The organism is Streptomyces sp. HUAS TT11, assembly GCF_051553595.1.
Classification (GTDB): Bacteria; Actinomycetota; Actinomycetes; order Streptomycetales; family Streptomycetaceae; genus Streptomyces.
In genome coordinates, this window is sequence record NZ_CP196188.1 from 85785 (window position 1) to 100466 (window position 14682).

Below are 14682 nucleotides of genomic sequence, written 5' to 3' on the forward strand. Positions count from 1 at the left end.
GATGAGCACTGTACGACGCCTACCGTGGCAGCCGGGGTCATTGCTCGCCCTCTACCTAGGAGCGACCTGTGCGGTACAACTGCGTGCCTCCGCAGGCGGATTGGTCCGCTGGTCCGACTACTCGGTACTGGCGCCCCTCGTGGCCGCCGCCCTGTTTTCCGTACGGCGCACTCTCACCATCGGGGTTGCGACGCTGGTAACCAGCGTGGCGGTCTACGGCTTCGCCATCCGCGGCGTATCGGAAGGGGGCCGTACGGTCGTCATCGCCGCGGCTGTGTTGTCCTTCGGCATGAGCATCGTCATCTGCCGGGCACGCCTGCGCCTACAATCCTCTCCCCCTGCGGAGGGGCCCGGACAACACGCCGACAGCACACCACTCAACTCGGATGTACAGCAGATGCCAGACATGCCCTCCCGCGACACGCCTTCGCCTTGGGTGACGTACATGCCACCGGATCTGCTCCCGCAGCCTGCGGCGGTGGAACACGCCGCTTGGTGCACGGCTGCCGACGACACAACAAGGCCTGAAGCCCACTGGCTCGATGTCATACCCCTGCCAGCCGCCCGCGTTGCGCTCGTTGCGGGATCCGTCCCCTACGGCGGGGATGCCGCGCCCGCAATCGTCGCCGAACTTCGCGCCGCAGTGCGCGCACTGGCTGACATGGACCTACAACCGGAGGAACTGCTCACCCACCTGGAGCATGTTCTGGCCCGGCTACGGCCCACCAACGGGAGCCGGCACGCTGACGTGTCCGAGCTCACCGCGACGTGCCTGTATGCGGTCTACGACCCTGTCACCGCCCGCTGCACCCTCGCCAGCGCCGGGTATCCCGCTCCGACTGTTGTCCTGCCCGAGGGCGTGGTCACTGCGGTCGAAGTTCCCACCAGCCCGCCGCTCGGGCAGATGCAACCGCACGCAGAGACCACCGAGCTCGATCTCGCGGAAGGCAGTGTCCTCCTCCTGCACGGATACACCACGGCAACACCCGACCCGCCGACCGGAACCGATGGGACTGTGCTGGTCAAGGCGGACCTGGGATCCCAGTCCGGCCTGAACACGATGTGCCAGTCCGCCCTCGATGTTCTGCTGTCCGAAAGGCGTTACGCCCACGCCGGTGTACTTGCCGCCCGCACACGCATGTTCGGCAGCAGCAATGTCGCCTGCTGGGACCTCGCAGCCGACCTTGCCTCCGTCTCCCAGGCCCGCAAGCACGTCTCGCAGACGCTCGCCGAGTGGGGCCTTGAGGACACCGCACCCACCACGGAACTCATCGCCAGCGAGCTCGTCACCAACGCCCTCCGCCATGCCTGCCCACCGGTCCGGTTGTCTCTGATCCTCCACGGCACAGGATTGACCTGCGAAGTCTCCGACGGCAGCAGCGTCTCCCCGCATCTCAAGCGAGCCCGTACCTTCGACGAAAGCGGTCGGGGCCTGTTCATCGTTGCTCAGCTCACCCGGCGCTGGGGCACGCGCTACAATGGGCACGGCAAGATCATCTGGGCGGAAGAGCAACTTCAACCATCAGAGGACGCCCATACCGACGGTCACACCATGGCGGCACACTCGGGCTTTTAGCCATGTGCCACAGCCCCCGCACGGTACCCGTCACCCACCAACCGGCAGTGCCCCAAAGCGCCTTACGGCTGCGTACTGCCAGGCCTCCCCCGTTGTTCGCCCCGTATGAAGTGGCCATGTCTCCCCCGCCTTTCCTTCCACCCTCACCGATCAGGTCGACTTCGACGCCACGAGTTCACCTGGGTCTTTGTCCGAAGGGCGGGCTGACCATCCTCAACATCGTGCCCCCGAGGGCACCGGCCGACGGGGCTTGAGGATGGAGCCTCTGCAGGAGCTGCGGACGCTGATCCTCGAACACGTCGGGGACGACAGCCGCAGAGCCACCATCGCGGACGGCGTGAGCGTTGCGGTCGTGGACGAGCCGACGCCTCCGATCGTCGCTGCCATGCCCGGCCCGACTCTGGCGATCGTCGCCCAGGGCACCATGCGCACCGTACTCAACGGCGAGCCGTACGAGTACGGCGCCGGCAAGTACGTGATCGCCTCACATGACTGGCCGTCGACGAGCCAGGTCCTCCAGGCAGATCCCGACAAGCCTCTCGCGATCTTCATCATGGGCCTCCGACCACAGGCCATCGCATCGCTTCTGCTGGAGACGACCGACGCCCCCGCGTCCCCCGCCCACCGCGAACTGGCCGTCAGCGACGCAACGCCGAAGCTGCTCGATCCTGTCGTGCGACTGCTACGAGCCGCCCGCTGCCCGGACGATCTGCGCATCCTCGGCCCGTCGTACCAGCGGGAGATCCTGTGGCGGCTGCTCACCGGGGACCAAGGCGCGCTCACGCGGCAGATCGGCCGGGCCGACAACGGCCTCGCGCACATCAGCAGGGCCATCGGCTGGATCCGCGAGCACTACCACGAGCCGCTCAGCGTCGCCGCTCTCGCTCGGCTCTGCGGTATGAGCCCTTCCTCCTTCCACCGGCACTTCCGCGCAGCAACGTCCGCGACACCGCTGCAGTTCCAAAAGACCATCCGCCTGCAGACCGCCCGAACGCTTCTGTGGACCCGATCGGGAAACGTCGCAGACATCGCTCACCGCGTCGGCTACGAAAGCACGTCCCAGTTCAACCGTGAATACCGAAAAAAGTTCGGAACCTCTCCGGGGCGCGACTCGTCGGGACATCGCTTCCCTGGGCAGGCTTGAGAGACTCCATCCCAGCGTCCAGGCGGATCCTCGTCCTGCGGGCCGCTCGGTGCGGCACGCCCACGTTCCACCAGGCACAACTGACACGCCTTCACCGATCTCGAGGTACTCCGGCGGCTGCGCAGGCGCCGGACGTGACGGTTCGCGGACAAGGAGGCAGGATCCGATCCACCGAGCGAGGCCGCACCTGGCGAGCGGGACCGGTCGAAACCATCTCCCGGGAAGCGGGAAGACCAAAAGTCGGCAGTATCGTGCACACCGGGAGCAGGATCGTTCTCACCTCCCTGCCAGACGGCCTGATGCAATGGGCCCCCAGGGGGGCAGTTGGTCCTGGGCTCTGAAGAACCCGGCATCAGTGTCGATGATCCACCGGCATGAGCAGACCTCTTCCCCAAGAAAGACCGGAAAGCGGTCGCTCACCTGAACCGTCGGCACAGCGGCCCGGTCGGGAAATGCGACAACCACCTCACCTCCGGAGGTGGTTCTTAGCGTGCCCGGTGAGGTAGCCCTATGAATCCGAGGAATGGCAGTGACTTCGACCGTCGACGCACCCATGGCTGATGTCCGGGACATGTACATGGCCCATGCCGCATTGCGCCGCGAATTTCGGCTGCTTCCTCAGCTGATCCGGGACGTCGCACCGGGCGACACCGCACGCGCCGAAGTCGTAGGCGCGCATGCGGAGCTCATATGCCGCATCCTGCACACGCATCACGAAGGTGAGGACCTCCTGCTGTGGCCCAAGCTCCTCCAACGGGGAGGCGATGAGGCCGCGTCCATCGTGCCCATGATGGAGGAACAGCATCACGCCATCGACAAGGCGCATGCCGAGGCAACCGGGCTCCTGCCCGCCTGGCGCTCCACCGGGCAGGGCGGTGAGGAGCTCGCCGGTGTCTTCGAGGTGCTGCTGGCTGTGCTCCTGGCACACATGACGACCGAGGAGAAGTGGGTCCTGCCGCTGGCGGAGAAGCATGTCACTGCCGCGGAGTGGAGGGAACTCGGCGAGCACGGCATGGCCGCGACCCCTAAAAGAGACTTGCCGCTGGCTTTCGGCATGGCCATGTATGAGGGTGACCCTGCGGTCATCAAGGCGGTACTTGGCCACGCGCCCCTGCCCGTGCGCCTGCTGGTACCGGTCATCGGGCGTCGCCGCTACGCCACCCACGCACGGCGGGTCCACGGCACGACCAGGCCGGCGCGCATGGGCACTCTCAACTGAAGACATCGCGGGGAGCACCGCAGATGCCCCGGCGTCGTCTGCGTGCAGTCTGGGTGTGCCTGCAGCCGCCGACACGGATACAGGCACACCGACGCCGGGTACCGTCGCGCGCCTCGGGTTGAACGACCAACCGTCCCTTTCTCATCGCTGAGTCAACTGCTGCGCAACCCACGCCAGCAGTCGGCCGATCGTTCAAGCACCCAGCCGTAGCGTCTCGGCCTCGCGAAATCTGCGCCACGACCCACCTCGAGTCACGCCGTGTGGCTCAGAGCGCATTGATCGCTGATGGCGCTCGCTCCACCCGGGACAAGGCGCGCAGCAATGCTGCTTGACCATGCCGACGGACGGCCAGATGCGTCAGCAGGGTGAGCACGGGTTCGAACGCGGCGCCGGGGATCTCGGGGGTGGTGATTCTCACGCTCACGGCAAGATCATCCATGTGCACGGCGAGTTCCATCATCTTTGTCACGAGGAAGTCGTTGAGGGTCAATGCCCACCCGCCCCAGGGGATGAACACCGCCGCGTCACCCGGCATCGCCGGGAGTTCGGCCTGCAGCTCGGCGAGAGCAGCGCGAGCTTGCTCCAGCAGCGGCTGCACGCCCTCGGAGGCGATCTGCTCCCCTCTCGCCCGGATGCCCGTGTTGAGTTCGCCGTCGAGCGGCTCATCAACCCACACGGCATGTGCGTAGTGCTCCAGTAGGGGGATCGGTGCCTCCGCGGACGCCGGCGCCTGGGGCACGGGACTGACAGAGAAAATCTGGTACATGAGGTGGCCGGCTAGACCACCAACCGTCATCTCCGCCAACGCGCTGGGCTTCTCCCATGACGCGGCAACTTCAGGTTCCCCCAGCAAGGTGACCGCCTGAGCCGCCATGCCCAGGTACGCGCCTTGGAGATTCATCTGTCCCCCGAATCAACTTCCATAGAACGACGGGCTTTACGCAAGCGGCCAAGATAGCCCATCACAGGGACTCACGTGCGGGCCGTCAGCTGGCAGGCGACGGTCCCAACGAGGGCAGGCATTGCCGACCAATTGGTGCCGCATCAACCAGCGTTCGCCCTGTAGTGCCGCGCTATGTGAAGGACGTGGCCGCAAGAGGGGGGAGAAAGCCACGCCAACTCCGAGTTCCGGTCCCCCCATTGCTACCGAAACGGTGACGAGGTCAGCGGTTGCCGACCGTGGAGCCGGCCGAGGTGGGGTCGAGGGAACCGGCTCGCTGCGAGGTCGGAACACATGCTCAGCCGAAGACCACCTCCGTGTACGCCGGTTGCCGAACGAGTGATCACGCTCGACACACCATTCGACACCGAACGCTAAGGGTCAAGCCCGGGCGGGAGGGACTGCCTTATGCATGCGGTGGGAGCAGGCCGTGCAGGACGACAGCGGAGAGCGCGTCTGCCATGGCGATCCTGTCATGCTCCGCCGTCGGCCGGACATCGGGGCTGAGCCGGTCGGCTATCGGGTCCTGGGCCAGAGCGAGCGCAGGGCCCGTGACGGCGAAGTACAGGATGTGCGCCGGGACGCGGGGAATGCGGCCGGCTGCCATGAGGCTGCTGACGGTCGGCTCGATGCTGTCCCAGAACGGCTTGATGAACTGCTGGTGGAGATAGTCCAGGCGGCTGGAGTCCCGGGTCGACTCGTCGGTGAGCAACCGGTTCATGGCGGAGTCGTTCGCGGCAAGCCGGTACAGGTGGACGATGACGGCTCGCAGGCGTTCCTCCGCGTCGCGGCAGTCGGTAAGAAGCCGGTCGAGCGCGGGCTGGCCGTCTTGAAGTCCGAAGTCCACCACCGCACGCCAGAAGTCGTCCTTCGACCCGTAGCGTTCGTGGATGAAGTTGTGGCTCACGCCGAGCCGCCGGGCCAGCTCCCTCATGGTGGTCGCTGCGTAGCCGAGCTCGGCGAAGGTGTCCAGGCCCCGCCGGAGGATTTCGCTTTCGGGCAGCCGGACGGGGGCGTATTTGCCGCGCGCCCTCGCCGCCGGCGCCTCTCGCGGTGTTCCGTCGGTCACTCTGGCCTCGCTCCGTTCAGCCCTGGTCCGCCCGATACCGATCGCTCCTGCCCCGCTCACGCGGTCCGGGATGACCCGTCGTGCCTGGTGAGCGGCGTGCGGGTCCGCAGCCCCGGCAGGGCGGCAAGGCAATCACTGGTGTTCTGAGTCTTCCATGCCGGTCACTGGCCGGTAGGTCGCGGGAGGTTTGATCCGGGCAACTGCTTGACGCCTGTCAAGCTCAGGCAGATGCTTGACGCGTCAATCACATCGGTTGCCGTCGGGCGCCGATGCTCAGCTGAGGAGTGCCTTGTGATCTTCACCAAGACCCGTGAGGCCGTGGCCGCCCCCGCCGTCACCGCTACCGCGTCCGCGGGACGCAAGAACGTGCTCGGCGTCGTGGCCGGTCTGACCGTCGCCGGTGCGCTGACCGCCGTGGCCGTCCCTGCCGCGGCTCAGAGCCCGGCACCGCACGCCGCCTCGTCCGGTCACTCGGCCCACCACCACTACCTGGCGCCGCTGCAGGTCGCCTCGGCGTACTACGCCAGCTACAACGGCGACCTGGCCGCCGGCTTCGACCGCTACATATCCAAGGACCTGGTGCTCCACGGCTTCAACGGCCCCGAGAACCGGGACGACTGGATCAACGGCGACCTGAACATCAAGGCCGGGCTCACCGGCTTCAAGATGACCGTCCTGGACCAGATCGTGGAGGGCGACAAGGTCGTCACGCGCTGGAGTTTCGCGGGCCGCCACACCGGCACGGTCTTCGGCATCCCCGCCTCCGGCCGCGACGTCCAGCTCAGCGGCATCTCCATCGACCGCGTCATCCGCGGTCAGTCCGTCGAGCACTGGTCGGAAGGCAACTTCGGGGTGTTCCTGGACGAGCTGCGCGGTCAGACGCCTCCCGGCACCGTTCACCCCAGCACCAAGTAGCCGCTCGAACGGCCCACACCACCGGGCCGCAGCACAGACCCCCGGACACCGGGCCCCCGGGCGCGCGACCTCCAGCGTGTGCCCGGGGGGCCGCGGCACCACCCAACCTACCCCGCACACCACTGTGACCAGGAGCATTCCCATGACATCTCTTCTTGACGGCAAGATCGTGCTGATCACCGGCACCGGCGCAGGCATGGGGCGCGTCGCGGCCCAGGTCTTCGCCAGAGAAGGCGCGAAGGTCGTCGGAGCCGACATCCACCCCGACGCCAACGAGGAAACAGCAGAACTCGTCCGCCAGGCAGGCGGCGAGATGACCGGCATCGCACCGGTCGACCTCACCGACCCCGAGCAAGCGCGGCGCCTCGTCGACGGTGCCGTGGCCGCCTACGGCGGTCTCGACGTCATCTACAACAATGCCGCCTCGCTGCGCTTCGGCCCGATGCCCGACTTCTCCGTCGAGGACTGGCACGCCACCATCACCGGCGAGCTCGACATCCCCTTCTTCGTCTCGGAGTTCGCCTGGCCCCACCTGGTGCGCCGCGGCGGCGGCGTCATCATCAACATCGCGTCCATGGCCGGCATGATCGCCGGACAAAATCCCCCGATGGTCGGGCACACCGCGGCCAACGCCGGCGTCATCGGCATGACACGGCAGATGGCTCTTGAGGGCGCACCCCATGGGATCCGCGCGGTGGCCATCAGCCCCGGCCCCGTGCTGACCCCGGCCAGTGACCGCGACCTCGGCGACGACCAGGCCGCCCGCGAGGCGATCACCGGGAAGACCCTCCTCAGGCGCTTCGCCCGACCCGAGGAGATCGTCGAACTCGGTGCTTTCCTCGCGTCAGACCGTGCCTCCTACATCACCGGGGCCAACTACGCAGTCGACGGCGGTGCCAGCGCCTGGTGACGCAGCCTCCGGCTCCTTTCAGAACCACGGGAGGGCGGCCTGAACGCTGCCGTGGTGGCTCCAGCAAGACGCTTGTATATGGCCGCCGCAATGCTGGTCGGAAGTGCGGCAGTCGAGTGGAACGAGGCGGGCAGACCCGCGGTGGTCAACACGGCCGCCAGGCCGCTCAGCGCGCCCGCCACGATCACGTAACACCATGGCGTTTCACCGACGGGCCGTTGTCCAGGGCGCTTTGGGACGCGTTGGCGCCTGAACTTGCGGGTACTCGATCACTCCCGAGCCCCTCCTGCCGAAGGTCAAGGCCCATGCTCGTTCGACATCCCGCAGCGGGGAAAAGGGGACGGTTCGAGCGGTTCTCCGAAGCCGCGTCGAACTTCACCAGCTCGCCAGCGTTCTACGTGGTCTGCCTGGTGCTGGTCGCCCTGTTCATCGCCGCACACGCGGCGGGACTGGAAGTCACCTGGCAGTTGCTGGCCGGGGACCTGATGACGTCCGTCACCCTGCTGCTGCTTGCCCTGCTCAAGAATGCAGAACGGCGGGCCGAGCATGCGATCCAACGGAAGTTGGACGCTATCGCCGGGGCACTGCTGGAGCAGGACGAGGGCAAGGCACGCAAGGCGCAGGACAACCTTCGCAAGGCCATCCGCATGGAAGACGAAGTCTGACCGACGACGAATCCGCCTGTCGGCGGCGCAGGCGTAGTACCGGCAACGGAAGGACGACTGCAACGCGCAGTCCGGAGCTGTACGCACTCGGCCACCCGCCGATCCCCCTCATGGGTCAGCCATTGTCAGGCGTGAACCGCACTGCTCTGATGGTGGGCCTCAGCCATTACGGAGGAGATGGGGGAAGCTCTCGTGGCGGATGACGGCGCGGCAAGAGGCTGTTTCGTTTGCCGCAAGCACCGAGACGACTCGCTGATGCCCGGAGGTGCTGTGTGGATGGACGACCTGGTGGTGGTCTCACATCTGTCACCGCAAGCTCCCGGTGGAGCAGGCGCGGTTTATCTCGGTCACCTTCTGGTGGAACCCCGCCGACATGCTCCTGGCCTTGCTGATCTCACCGAGGCGGAAGCTCAGCGGGTGGGTGTGTGGTGTACCCGAGCCGCCGGCGCCCTCCGCGAAGCCGGAGGGGCCGAGCACGTGTACGCCGCCGTCATCGGGGACAACGTGCCGCATCTACACGTCCACCTCCTGCCTCGGTATCCCGGAACTCCCCACGAGTACTGGTGGCAACGAGTCGACGAATGGCCGGACGCACCTCGCGGTGGGCACAGCAAGGCCGCAGCGATGGTCGAACGGCTCCGTTTGCACTACAGCGACGAGGCACCGCCGTCGAGGTGATCGCTGCTGACCGGGGTGGTGGCCTCGACGACTGAGATGCCACTGCCCCCTCATGTCCCGCCACTGCTTTATAAGATCACGGCTCCAGGACGTCGGAGGGCGAGGACATGACGATGGAAAGGCCGTGGATACGCCTCGGCGGCGATAACGCGTGGGTGGAACTAGCCCATAGCGGCGGGGACGACTGGCGGGTCACGGCCGACTGGTGCTCGTCGCTGAGGGCCGACTTCACCGCCTGTCTCAGCATGGCGGAGGTCGCGGACTTCGCGGCCACGATGCTCTCCCACCTCCGCGTTCCATCGGGCAGCCGGTTCTCCGTGGCAGTGACTCCCAGCCGCAACGACCCGCTGACGCTGAGAGCCGAGCCCGTAAGGGACGATTTCGCCTTCTTCGCGCGCCTGACCCCCAACGGGGACGATGACGTGTGTCACATGCAGATGGAGATCAACCCGATCGACGCTACGGAACTTCGCGGCATGTTCGAGAGGTTGCACGCTTCACTGCTCTGAGCGCAGAGATTCGCCGCTGCCGCCGAGCTGCCGCTACGGGGCGGTCACCCATCAGATCCCATGCTCGCTACACAGAGGCGAGGGTGAACGCTTCGCGGCCCGGGCTCTGCTCCACGAACTGTGCGGCGCTGTCGCAGCTTCCTGATCTCCCCGGAATCGCCTGACCGTTCAGCGTAGCGCTGTCCTGGTAGCTGTCCATCGTCCAAGTATCGCGAGCGAGCAAGTGGCCGTGTGTCAGCAATAGACACGGCAGCTGTAGTTCCGGCGTCTGCGCTGGTCAGCAGCTCGCGGGGCCGGATGGGGGTACGGGTACGGCCACCGAGATCATGAACGTTTGTGACGACGTTTCAAGAAGTGGTGGCCGTGGAGGTCACGATAGCCCAGGCAGTCTGGGGCCGAGTGTTCGGGGCAGCGCTGGAGGTGATCGCGGACTGCTTCGCGCGGCCTGAGACGCGCGCGACGGCGGCGGAGATGATCAGCGGACTGCTGGCAGAGGTAGACACGTGCAACTGCTGGACGTTGGCCCAGGCGCTGGGCCTCCAGGTTCGCACCGACTGCAGCACCTGCTGTCACACGCGAAGTTCGACCACGGCCGGGCCAGGGAGGAGATCGCCCGTCTCGTCATGCGTGAACTCGCAGGTCAGGATGTGGTGCTGGTCGCGGATGAGACCGGCGACGCCAAGTCCTCCACCGACTGTGTGGGAGCCGGACGCCAGTACTCCGGCGCACTCAAGGGTGTCGGCCTGTGCCAGGTCGCCGTCCACCTCGCCGCCGTCACCGAGACGGCGAGGGTGGTGATCGACCGGGCCCTGTATCTCCCGAAGGACTGGGCCGCGGACGAGAAACGCCGCGACGCGGCCGGTGTCCCGGAGGAGATCATGCTCGCCACCCAGCCGCAGCAGGCCGCCGCCATGGTCGCAGGCGCGCTCCAGCTGGGCATCGACGCACGCTGGTTCGCCGACGACGAGGTCTATTCCGGCCGTGAACTCCGCACGCAAATACGGGCGTTCGGGCTCGGCTATGCAGTCGGCGTGTCCCACACACACGTGGTGACCGACGGAGCGGGCCGCAGGTGGCAGATCCGCCAGATAATCAACAAGGTGCTGCCCCACTAGTGGATGCGCATGCGGGCCGGACACGGCACGAAGGGCATCCGCGAGTACCACTGTGCCTGGCTCGACGTCCGAGCGGACGACAGCCCGGACGGACATCACGAGAACGGCACCAGCATCCTGGTCGCCCGCCGGCGCCGATACACCGGCGAACTCTCCTTCTTCCGCTGCTGGACGCCGGGCGACATCACCCTCGCCCAGCTCGTGGACGTGATCTGCCACAGATGGCGGATCGAGGAGACCTTCCAGCTTGGCAAGACATTCACCGGCCTGGACGAAGGTCAGGTGACCTGCTGGAACTCCTGGATGCGCTGGTCCTTGTTCTCCCTGATCGCCGCCGCCGTCCTCACACTCACCGCCGCTGCCACAACCACAGCCCGCCCTGCCCGAACAACCCAACTCGTCCCGCTGACCTGCCCCGAACTCGTCCGACTCCTGAGGGCGTTCGTCCTCACACCACCCGTCCGGGAGGCAGAACACGTCCTGCACTGGATGGCCTGGCGCCGCCACCATCAGGCAGTCGCGCAAGCTTGCCACCAGCGCCGACACGAACTCCAGGACCAGCCATGGTCGGAACTACAACTGCCGTGTCTGAGGTGGTCTCCATCATTGTGCCTTCGTCTCACACATAGGCTGGCTCAAATTATTCCGCATTGTGCGCCCATTGGCGTTAGGCGACTCTTAGGTCATGTCCCGCAGCGAGGTGAGATGGCGTCGAGGACGGTTACGGCGACACGCCTGAAGACGTCGCCGCGACCGTTGAGGACGCCGTGGAGTTTGGTCCGGCCGGTATCGGGGGCGAGGACACCTCGGGCAATCCCGATCAACCGATCCGCGGCTTCGACGAGGCAGTCAATCGCGTACGTAGCGCCGTCGACGCGGCCAAGGGGCGGATCGTCGTTACCGGCCGCACCGACAACTTCATCCAGGGGCGACCTCGCCTCGGCGACGGCAGGCATCAGTTTCGAGCGCATCAGCGAACTACTTTCCCGCGGCAAGAACTAGCCCAAACTCGACGAACCACCTCTCCTTACCTGCTGATTACAAGAAGAAGGCAGATTGACGTGAATCTCGATAAGCTCATGAGCAAGCACCTCAGTAGGTATCTCGACCCCAGCAAGACCATTCCTGAGGAAACCCTTCAGCAGCTGCTGAGGTTCCTGCGCTCGACGCCTACGTCGACGAACATCCAGCCCAACCATTTCTACGTCCTCGCCACACCCGAAGGCAAAGAGCAGCTTGCCAACAACCTGGGCGAATTCGACAACGGCGAGAAGATCCTGAACGCGTCGCACGCCATCATTCTCACCACCCGGACAGATCTGCCCGAGAGCCACGTCGAGACGGTGTTCTCGAAGGAGAGGGCCGATGGCCGGTTCCCAGACCTGGCACAGCAGGAGCTGCGGGAGTCAATGAACCGCGACTTCCTCAAGTTCCTCAGCCTGCCGCGCATGTACGGCGACAAGAACATGAAACACTGGATGGAAAAGCAGACCTACATGGCGCTGGGTATGACCATGATGGCGGCCGCTGAGCTCGGCGTCGAGGCCATGCCACTCGAAGGGTTCGACCCGGCCTGCGTCGACGAGGCGTTCAAGATCCGCGAAACCGGACACACCGCGACAGTGCTGATGCTCCTCGGCTACCCCGACCCCAAGAAGCAGTACAGCAACCCGATTTCGCGCTTCGAATCCGACGAGCTGTTCACTTTCCTCTAAACAACCACGGCATCGGGAAGGACCGTGGCTGAAGTACGTCGGCCTCGGACACCTCGGTCCTCGATGTCGGCACACTCCGGACGGCCAGACCGGCGGCAGGCGCCGCCGGTCGTCACGGCCTGCGCGATGTCGCTCGCGGACCACCGAAGCGTACACGCTGACGCTGACCTTCTCCGATGGGAGCGCTACCGCAAAGTTTTGGAGCACGACGTTCGAAGTTCCATGCTCACTACTCGTCGACTCAAGATGGCACCTGACCGCGCCCTTCAGTCACTCGCGCCGGCAGCCCTCCCTCCTCACACCCCGTGACACCAGCTGGGTTAGGCGCGATGCCCGTTCAGCTGTCCATCAAGACGAGTGGTCCCATCAAGCCCTGGCCGGGCAGCAGCCTTACGCTCGCTCGTGCCGCGCACAACTGTGAACCCATCGCCGTCGCTCTCGACGTTGCGTTGGAACACGTTCGCACAGACGCCACCGGAAACGACGACCTCACCCCAAGCAGCGAAGACCACGCTACTCAAGGAAATATCAAGAGGAACCCAGTGAACCCCGAGATGAATGTGCAGAAGAACGGCGACAGCGGATCATACGAAGCCGTGGTCGACGGACAGGTTGTCGGCATGATCGTCTACCACACACCGCATGGCAATCAACGCGTGACGCTCAGCCACACACTCGTTGAGCCTGAGTACCGGGGCCGAGGGATCGCAACCCGGCTTGTCAAACACGCCCTGGACGATCTACGAGCGCAAGATCTGAAGCTCACCAACTACTGCCCCTTCGTGGCGGACTACATTGCCGACCACCCTGAATACAAGGAACTCGTCGACAGTCGCTTCCCGGGCCGCGCGACGGTACCCGACCGCGCACCGCGCGAACACGCCAACTGACGAACGTCTGGATCGCACCGAAACCTGTGCAATCGGCGACGTAGAGGAATACAGAGATGACTCAGAGCTCGCATTCGGTCGACATCGACGGCTAGTTCAGACCGCACGCCTGCAACTTGCTCCGTGGACGATGTCCGATGTTGAAGCGGCCCTGAGCATCTTCGGTGACGGAGAGGTTGCTCGATGGTTGGCGCCGGCCATGAACCCCATTCCGGACATGGCTGCCATGCAGCATCTGGTTTCCAGGTGGGGCGCAGACAGCGCAACCATCGAGCCGCCACTCGGCCGTTGGAAGGTCACTGATCTCGCCATCGGCCACACCGTCGGCGCGGTCTCATTGCTGCCTTTGCCTCCCGACAACATCGACTTCGAGATCGGCGTCCAGGTCGCTCGTGGCTGGTGGGGCAATGGCTATGCCGGTGAAGTGCCCCGATCGTTGGTGGCTCGGGTGGCCCAATGGCGTCCGCGGACCTCCCACTCGTCCGGCATCGGGATCCGACCCGCGCCGTGGCGTCGAGCAGCTCGGCGAGGAACTGCTGGTGGTAGGCGGCATCGCGGTGTTGTCACGTTGTGGGGTATCTAGATGTCTGACGGTGCGTGAAGGCGTGGTGCAGGCGGGTTCTGTTTCGCTCCCACTGGGCATGAAAGGCTTGGCCTACCGGCGCGTGAAGAACGACATCCGGGACGCTGCGGACTTGGCGGACCTGCTGCGGATGGGCCGACTGCCGGAAGCCTGGATCGCGCCACCGAGGTTCGTGAGCTGCGCGAACTCGTGCGCTACGGGGCCAAGCTCGTCGCGCTGCGGTCCGGGCTGAAAGCCCAGGTGCACGCCGTGGTGGCCAAGGCCGCGCACTCATCCCGGCGTCCGACCTGTTCGGCATCGACGGCCGAGCCCGACTGGGGCAGACCGCGCTGACCGGCCCGTATGCCCAGCGCGTCGCGTCGTTACTGAAGCTGATCGACGGACTCGATGCCGAGGAAGCCCTGTTCAACGGCCGCATCGCGGAACGGCTTCGTGACCACACCGGCTACCGGGCCATCCAGCAGTTGCCCGGGATCGGCACCACCCTGGCGGCGGTGCTTGTGGCTGAGATCGGTGACGTGCACCGGTTCGCCTCCGCGGACCGGCTGTGCTCGTGGGCGGGGCTGACCCCGCGGCACTACGAGTCCGACACCACCGTCCGCCGCGGGCACGTCACCAAACAGGGCAGCAAGCTGGTGCGCTGGGCCGTAGTGGAGGCGATCCAGCGCAAGACCACCCCCAAGATCACCGAGGACCGGGCCCGGATCGAGGCCCGCCGCGGCCGGGTCTTGGATTTCGAGGATCGGTGCGGTGT

Annotated in this window: 14 protein-coding genes and 3 pseudogenes; 14 read left to right on the forward strand and 3 right to left on the reverse strand. The window is 66.0% G+C overall.

Annotation, left to right across the window (positions count from 1 at the left end):
• Position 1: 1 nt before the first annotated feature.
• The 3 genes from ACSHXN_RS47965 (at position 2) to ACSHXN_RS47975 (ending at position 3939) form a co-directional block, all read left to right on the forward strand.
• A complete protein-coding gene (locus ACSHXN_RS47965) occupies positions 2 to 1576 on the forward strand; it encodes a SpoIIE family protein phosphatase (protein ID WP_438307157.1) in 1575 nt (524 codons plus the stop codon).
• A 256-nt stretch (positions 1577 to 1832) separates the two neighbouring features.
• Positions 1833 to 2720, forward strand: a complete 888-nt coding sequence (locus tag ACSHXN_RS47970) for an AraC family transcriptional regulator N-terminal domain-containing protein (protein WP_438307158.1) — start codon at positions 1833 to 1835, stop codon at positions 2718 to 2720.
• A gap of 529 nt (positions 2721 to 3249) precedes the next feature.
• Positions 3250 to 3939, forward strand: coding sequence for a hemerythrin domain-containing protein (locus ACSHXN_RS47975; protein ID WP_356296614.1), 690 nt, complete (start codon positions 3250 to 3252; stop codon positions 3937 to 3939).
• 265 nt (positions 3940 to 4204) lie between these two features.
• Here the strand turns inward: ACSHXN_RS47975 and ACSHXN_RS47980 are convergent, their stop codons facing one another.
• Together ACSHXN_RS47980 and ACSHXN_RS47985 are read right to left on the reverse strand one after the other, a co-directional pair.
• Positions 4205 to 4840: a maleylpyruvate isomerase N-terminal domain-containing protein gene (locus ACSHXN_RS47980; RefSeq protein WP_438307159.1), complete on the reverse strand. Its 636-nt coding sequence runs from the start codon at positions 4838 to 4840 to the stop codon at positions 4205 to 4207.
• Positions 4841 to 5285: 445 nt separating this feature from the next.
• Positions 5286 to 5948, reverse strand: coding sequence for a TetR/AcrR family transcriptional regulator (locus ACSHXN_RS47985; protein ID WP_356296619.1), 663 nt, complete (start codon positions 5946 to 5948; stop codon positions 5286 to 5288).
• A 291-nt stretch (positions 5949 to 6239) separates the two neighbouring features.
• Between ACSHXN_RS47985 and ACSHXN_RS47990 the strand changes: the two genes are divergently transcribed.
• From ACSHXN_RS47990 to ACSHXN_RS48010, 5 genes are all read left to right on the forward strand, one after another.
• Positions 6240 to 6863, forward strand: a complete 624-nt coding sequence (locus ACSHXN_RS47990; RefSeq protein ID WP_438307160.1) for an ester cyclase — start codon at positions 6240 to 6242, stop codon at positions 6861 to 6863.
• A gap of 142 nt (positions 6864 to 7005) precedes the next feature.
• Positions 7006 to 7773, forward strand: coding sequence for an SDR family NAD(P)-dependent oxidoreductase (locus ACSHXN_RS47995; protein WP_356296625.1), 768 nt, complete (start codon positions 7006 to 7008; stop codon positions 7771 to 7773).
• 305 nt (positions 7774 to 8078) lie between these two features.
• Positions 8079 to 8438, forward strand: coding sequence for a low affinity iron permease family protein (locus tag ACSHXN_RS48000; protein WP_438307161.1), 360 nt, complete (start codon positions 8079 to 8081; stop codon positions 8436 to 8438).
• Between the two features lie 276 nt (positions 8439 to 8714).
• Positions 8715 to 9116: an HIT family protein gene (locus tag ACSHXN_RS48005; protein WP_356296631.1), complete on the forward strand. Its 402-nt coding sequence runs from the start codon at positions 8715 to 8717 to the stop codon at positions 9114 to 9116.
• A 107-nt stretch (positions 9117 to 9223) separates the two neighbouring features.
• Positions 9224 to 9625 carry a hypothetical protein gene (locus tag ACSHXN_RS48010; RefSeq protein WP_438307162.1) on the forward strand — a complete coding sequence of 134 codons (402 nt, stop codon included), beginning with the start codon at positions 9224 to 9226 and terminating at the stop codon, positions 9623 to 9625.
• A gap of 67 nt (positions 9626 to 9692) precedes the next feature.
• Here ACSHXN_RS48010 and ACSHXN_RS48015 read toward each other — a convergent pair whose 3' ends face one another.
• A complete protein-coding gene (locus ACSHXN_RS48015; RefSeq protein WP_355140586.1) occupies positions 9693 to 9824 on the reverse strand; it encodes a hypothetical protein in 132 nt (43 codons plus the stop codon).
• A 137-nt stretch (positions 9825 to 9961) separates the two neighbouring features.
• On the opposite strand from ACSHXN_RS48015, the pseudogene ACSHXN_RS48020 reads away from it, so the two are divergent.
• The 6 genes and pseudogenes from ACSHXN_RS48020 to ACSHXN_RS48045 form a co-directional block, all read left to right on the forward strand.
• Positions 9962 to 11304: pseudogene (locus ACSHXN_RS48020) on the forward strand (IS701 family transposase); the annotation flags it as partial.
• Between the two features lie 158 nt (positions 11305 to 11462).
• Positions 11463 to 11663, forward strand: a pseudogene (locus ACSHXN_RS48025) (isocitrate lyase/phosphoenolpyruvate mutase family protein); the annotation flags it as partial.
• A 138-nt stretch (positions 11664 to 11801) separates the two neighbouring features.
• Positions 11802 to 12455, forward strand: coding sequence for a nitroreductase family protein (locus tag ACSHXN_RS48030; RefSeq protein ID WP_438307163.1), 654 nt, complete (start codon positions 11802 to 11804; stop codon positions 12453 to 12455).
• 329 nt (positions 12456 to 12784) lie between these two features.
• On the forward strand, positions 12785 to 13345 hold the full coding sequence (locus tag ACSHXN_RS48035; protein ID WP_438307164.1) for a GNAT family N-acetyltransferase: 561 nt from the start codon (positions 12785 to 12787) through the stop codon (positions 13343 to 13345).
• Positions 13251 to 13928 (forward strand): GNAT family N-acetyltransferase, encoded by a 678-nt coding sequence (locus ACSHXN_RS48040; protein WP_356296645.1) that lies wholly within the window; start codon positions 13251 to 13253, stop codon positions 13926 to 13928. The genes ACSHXN_RS48035 and ACSHXN_RS48040 overlap by 95 nt, the downstream gene beginning before the upstream one ends.
• A 49-nt stretch (positions 13929 to 13977) precedes the next feature.
• Positions 13978 to 14682, forward strand: a pseudogene (locus ACSHXN_RS48045) (transposase); the annotation flags it as partial.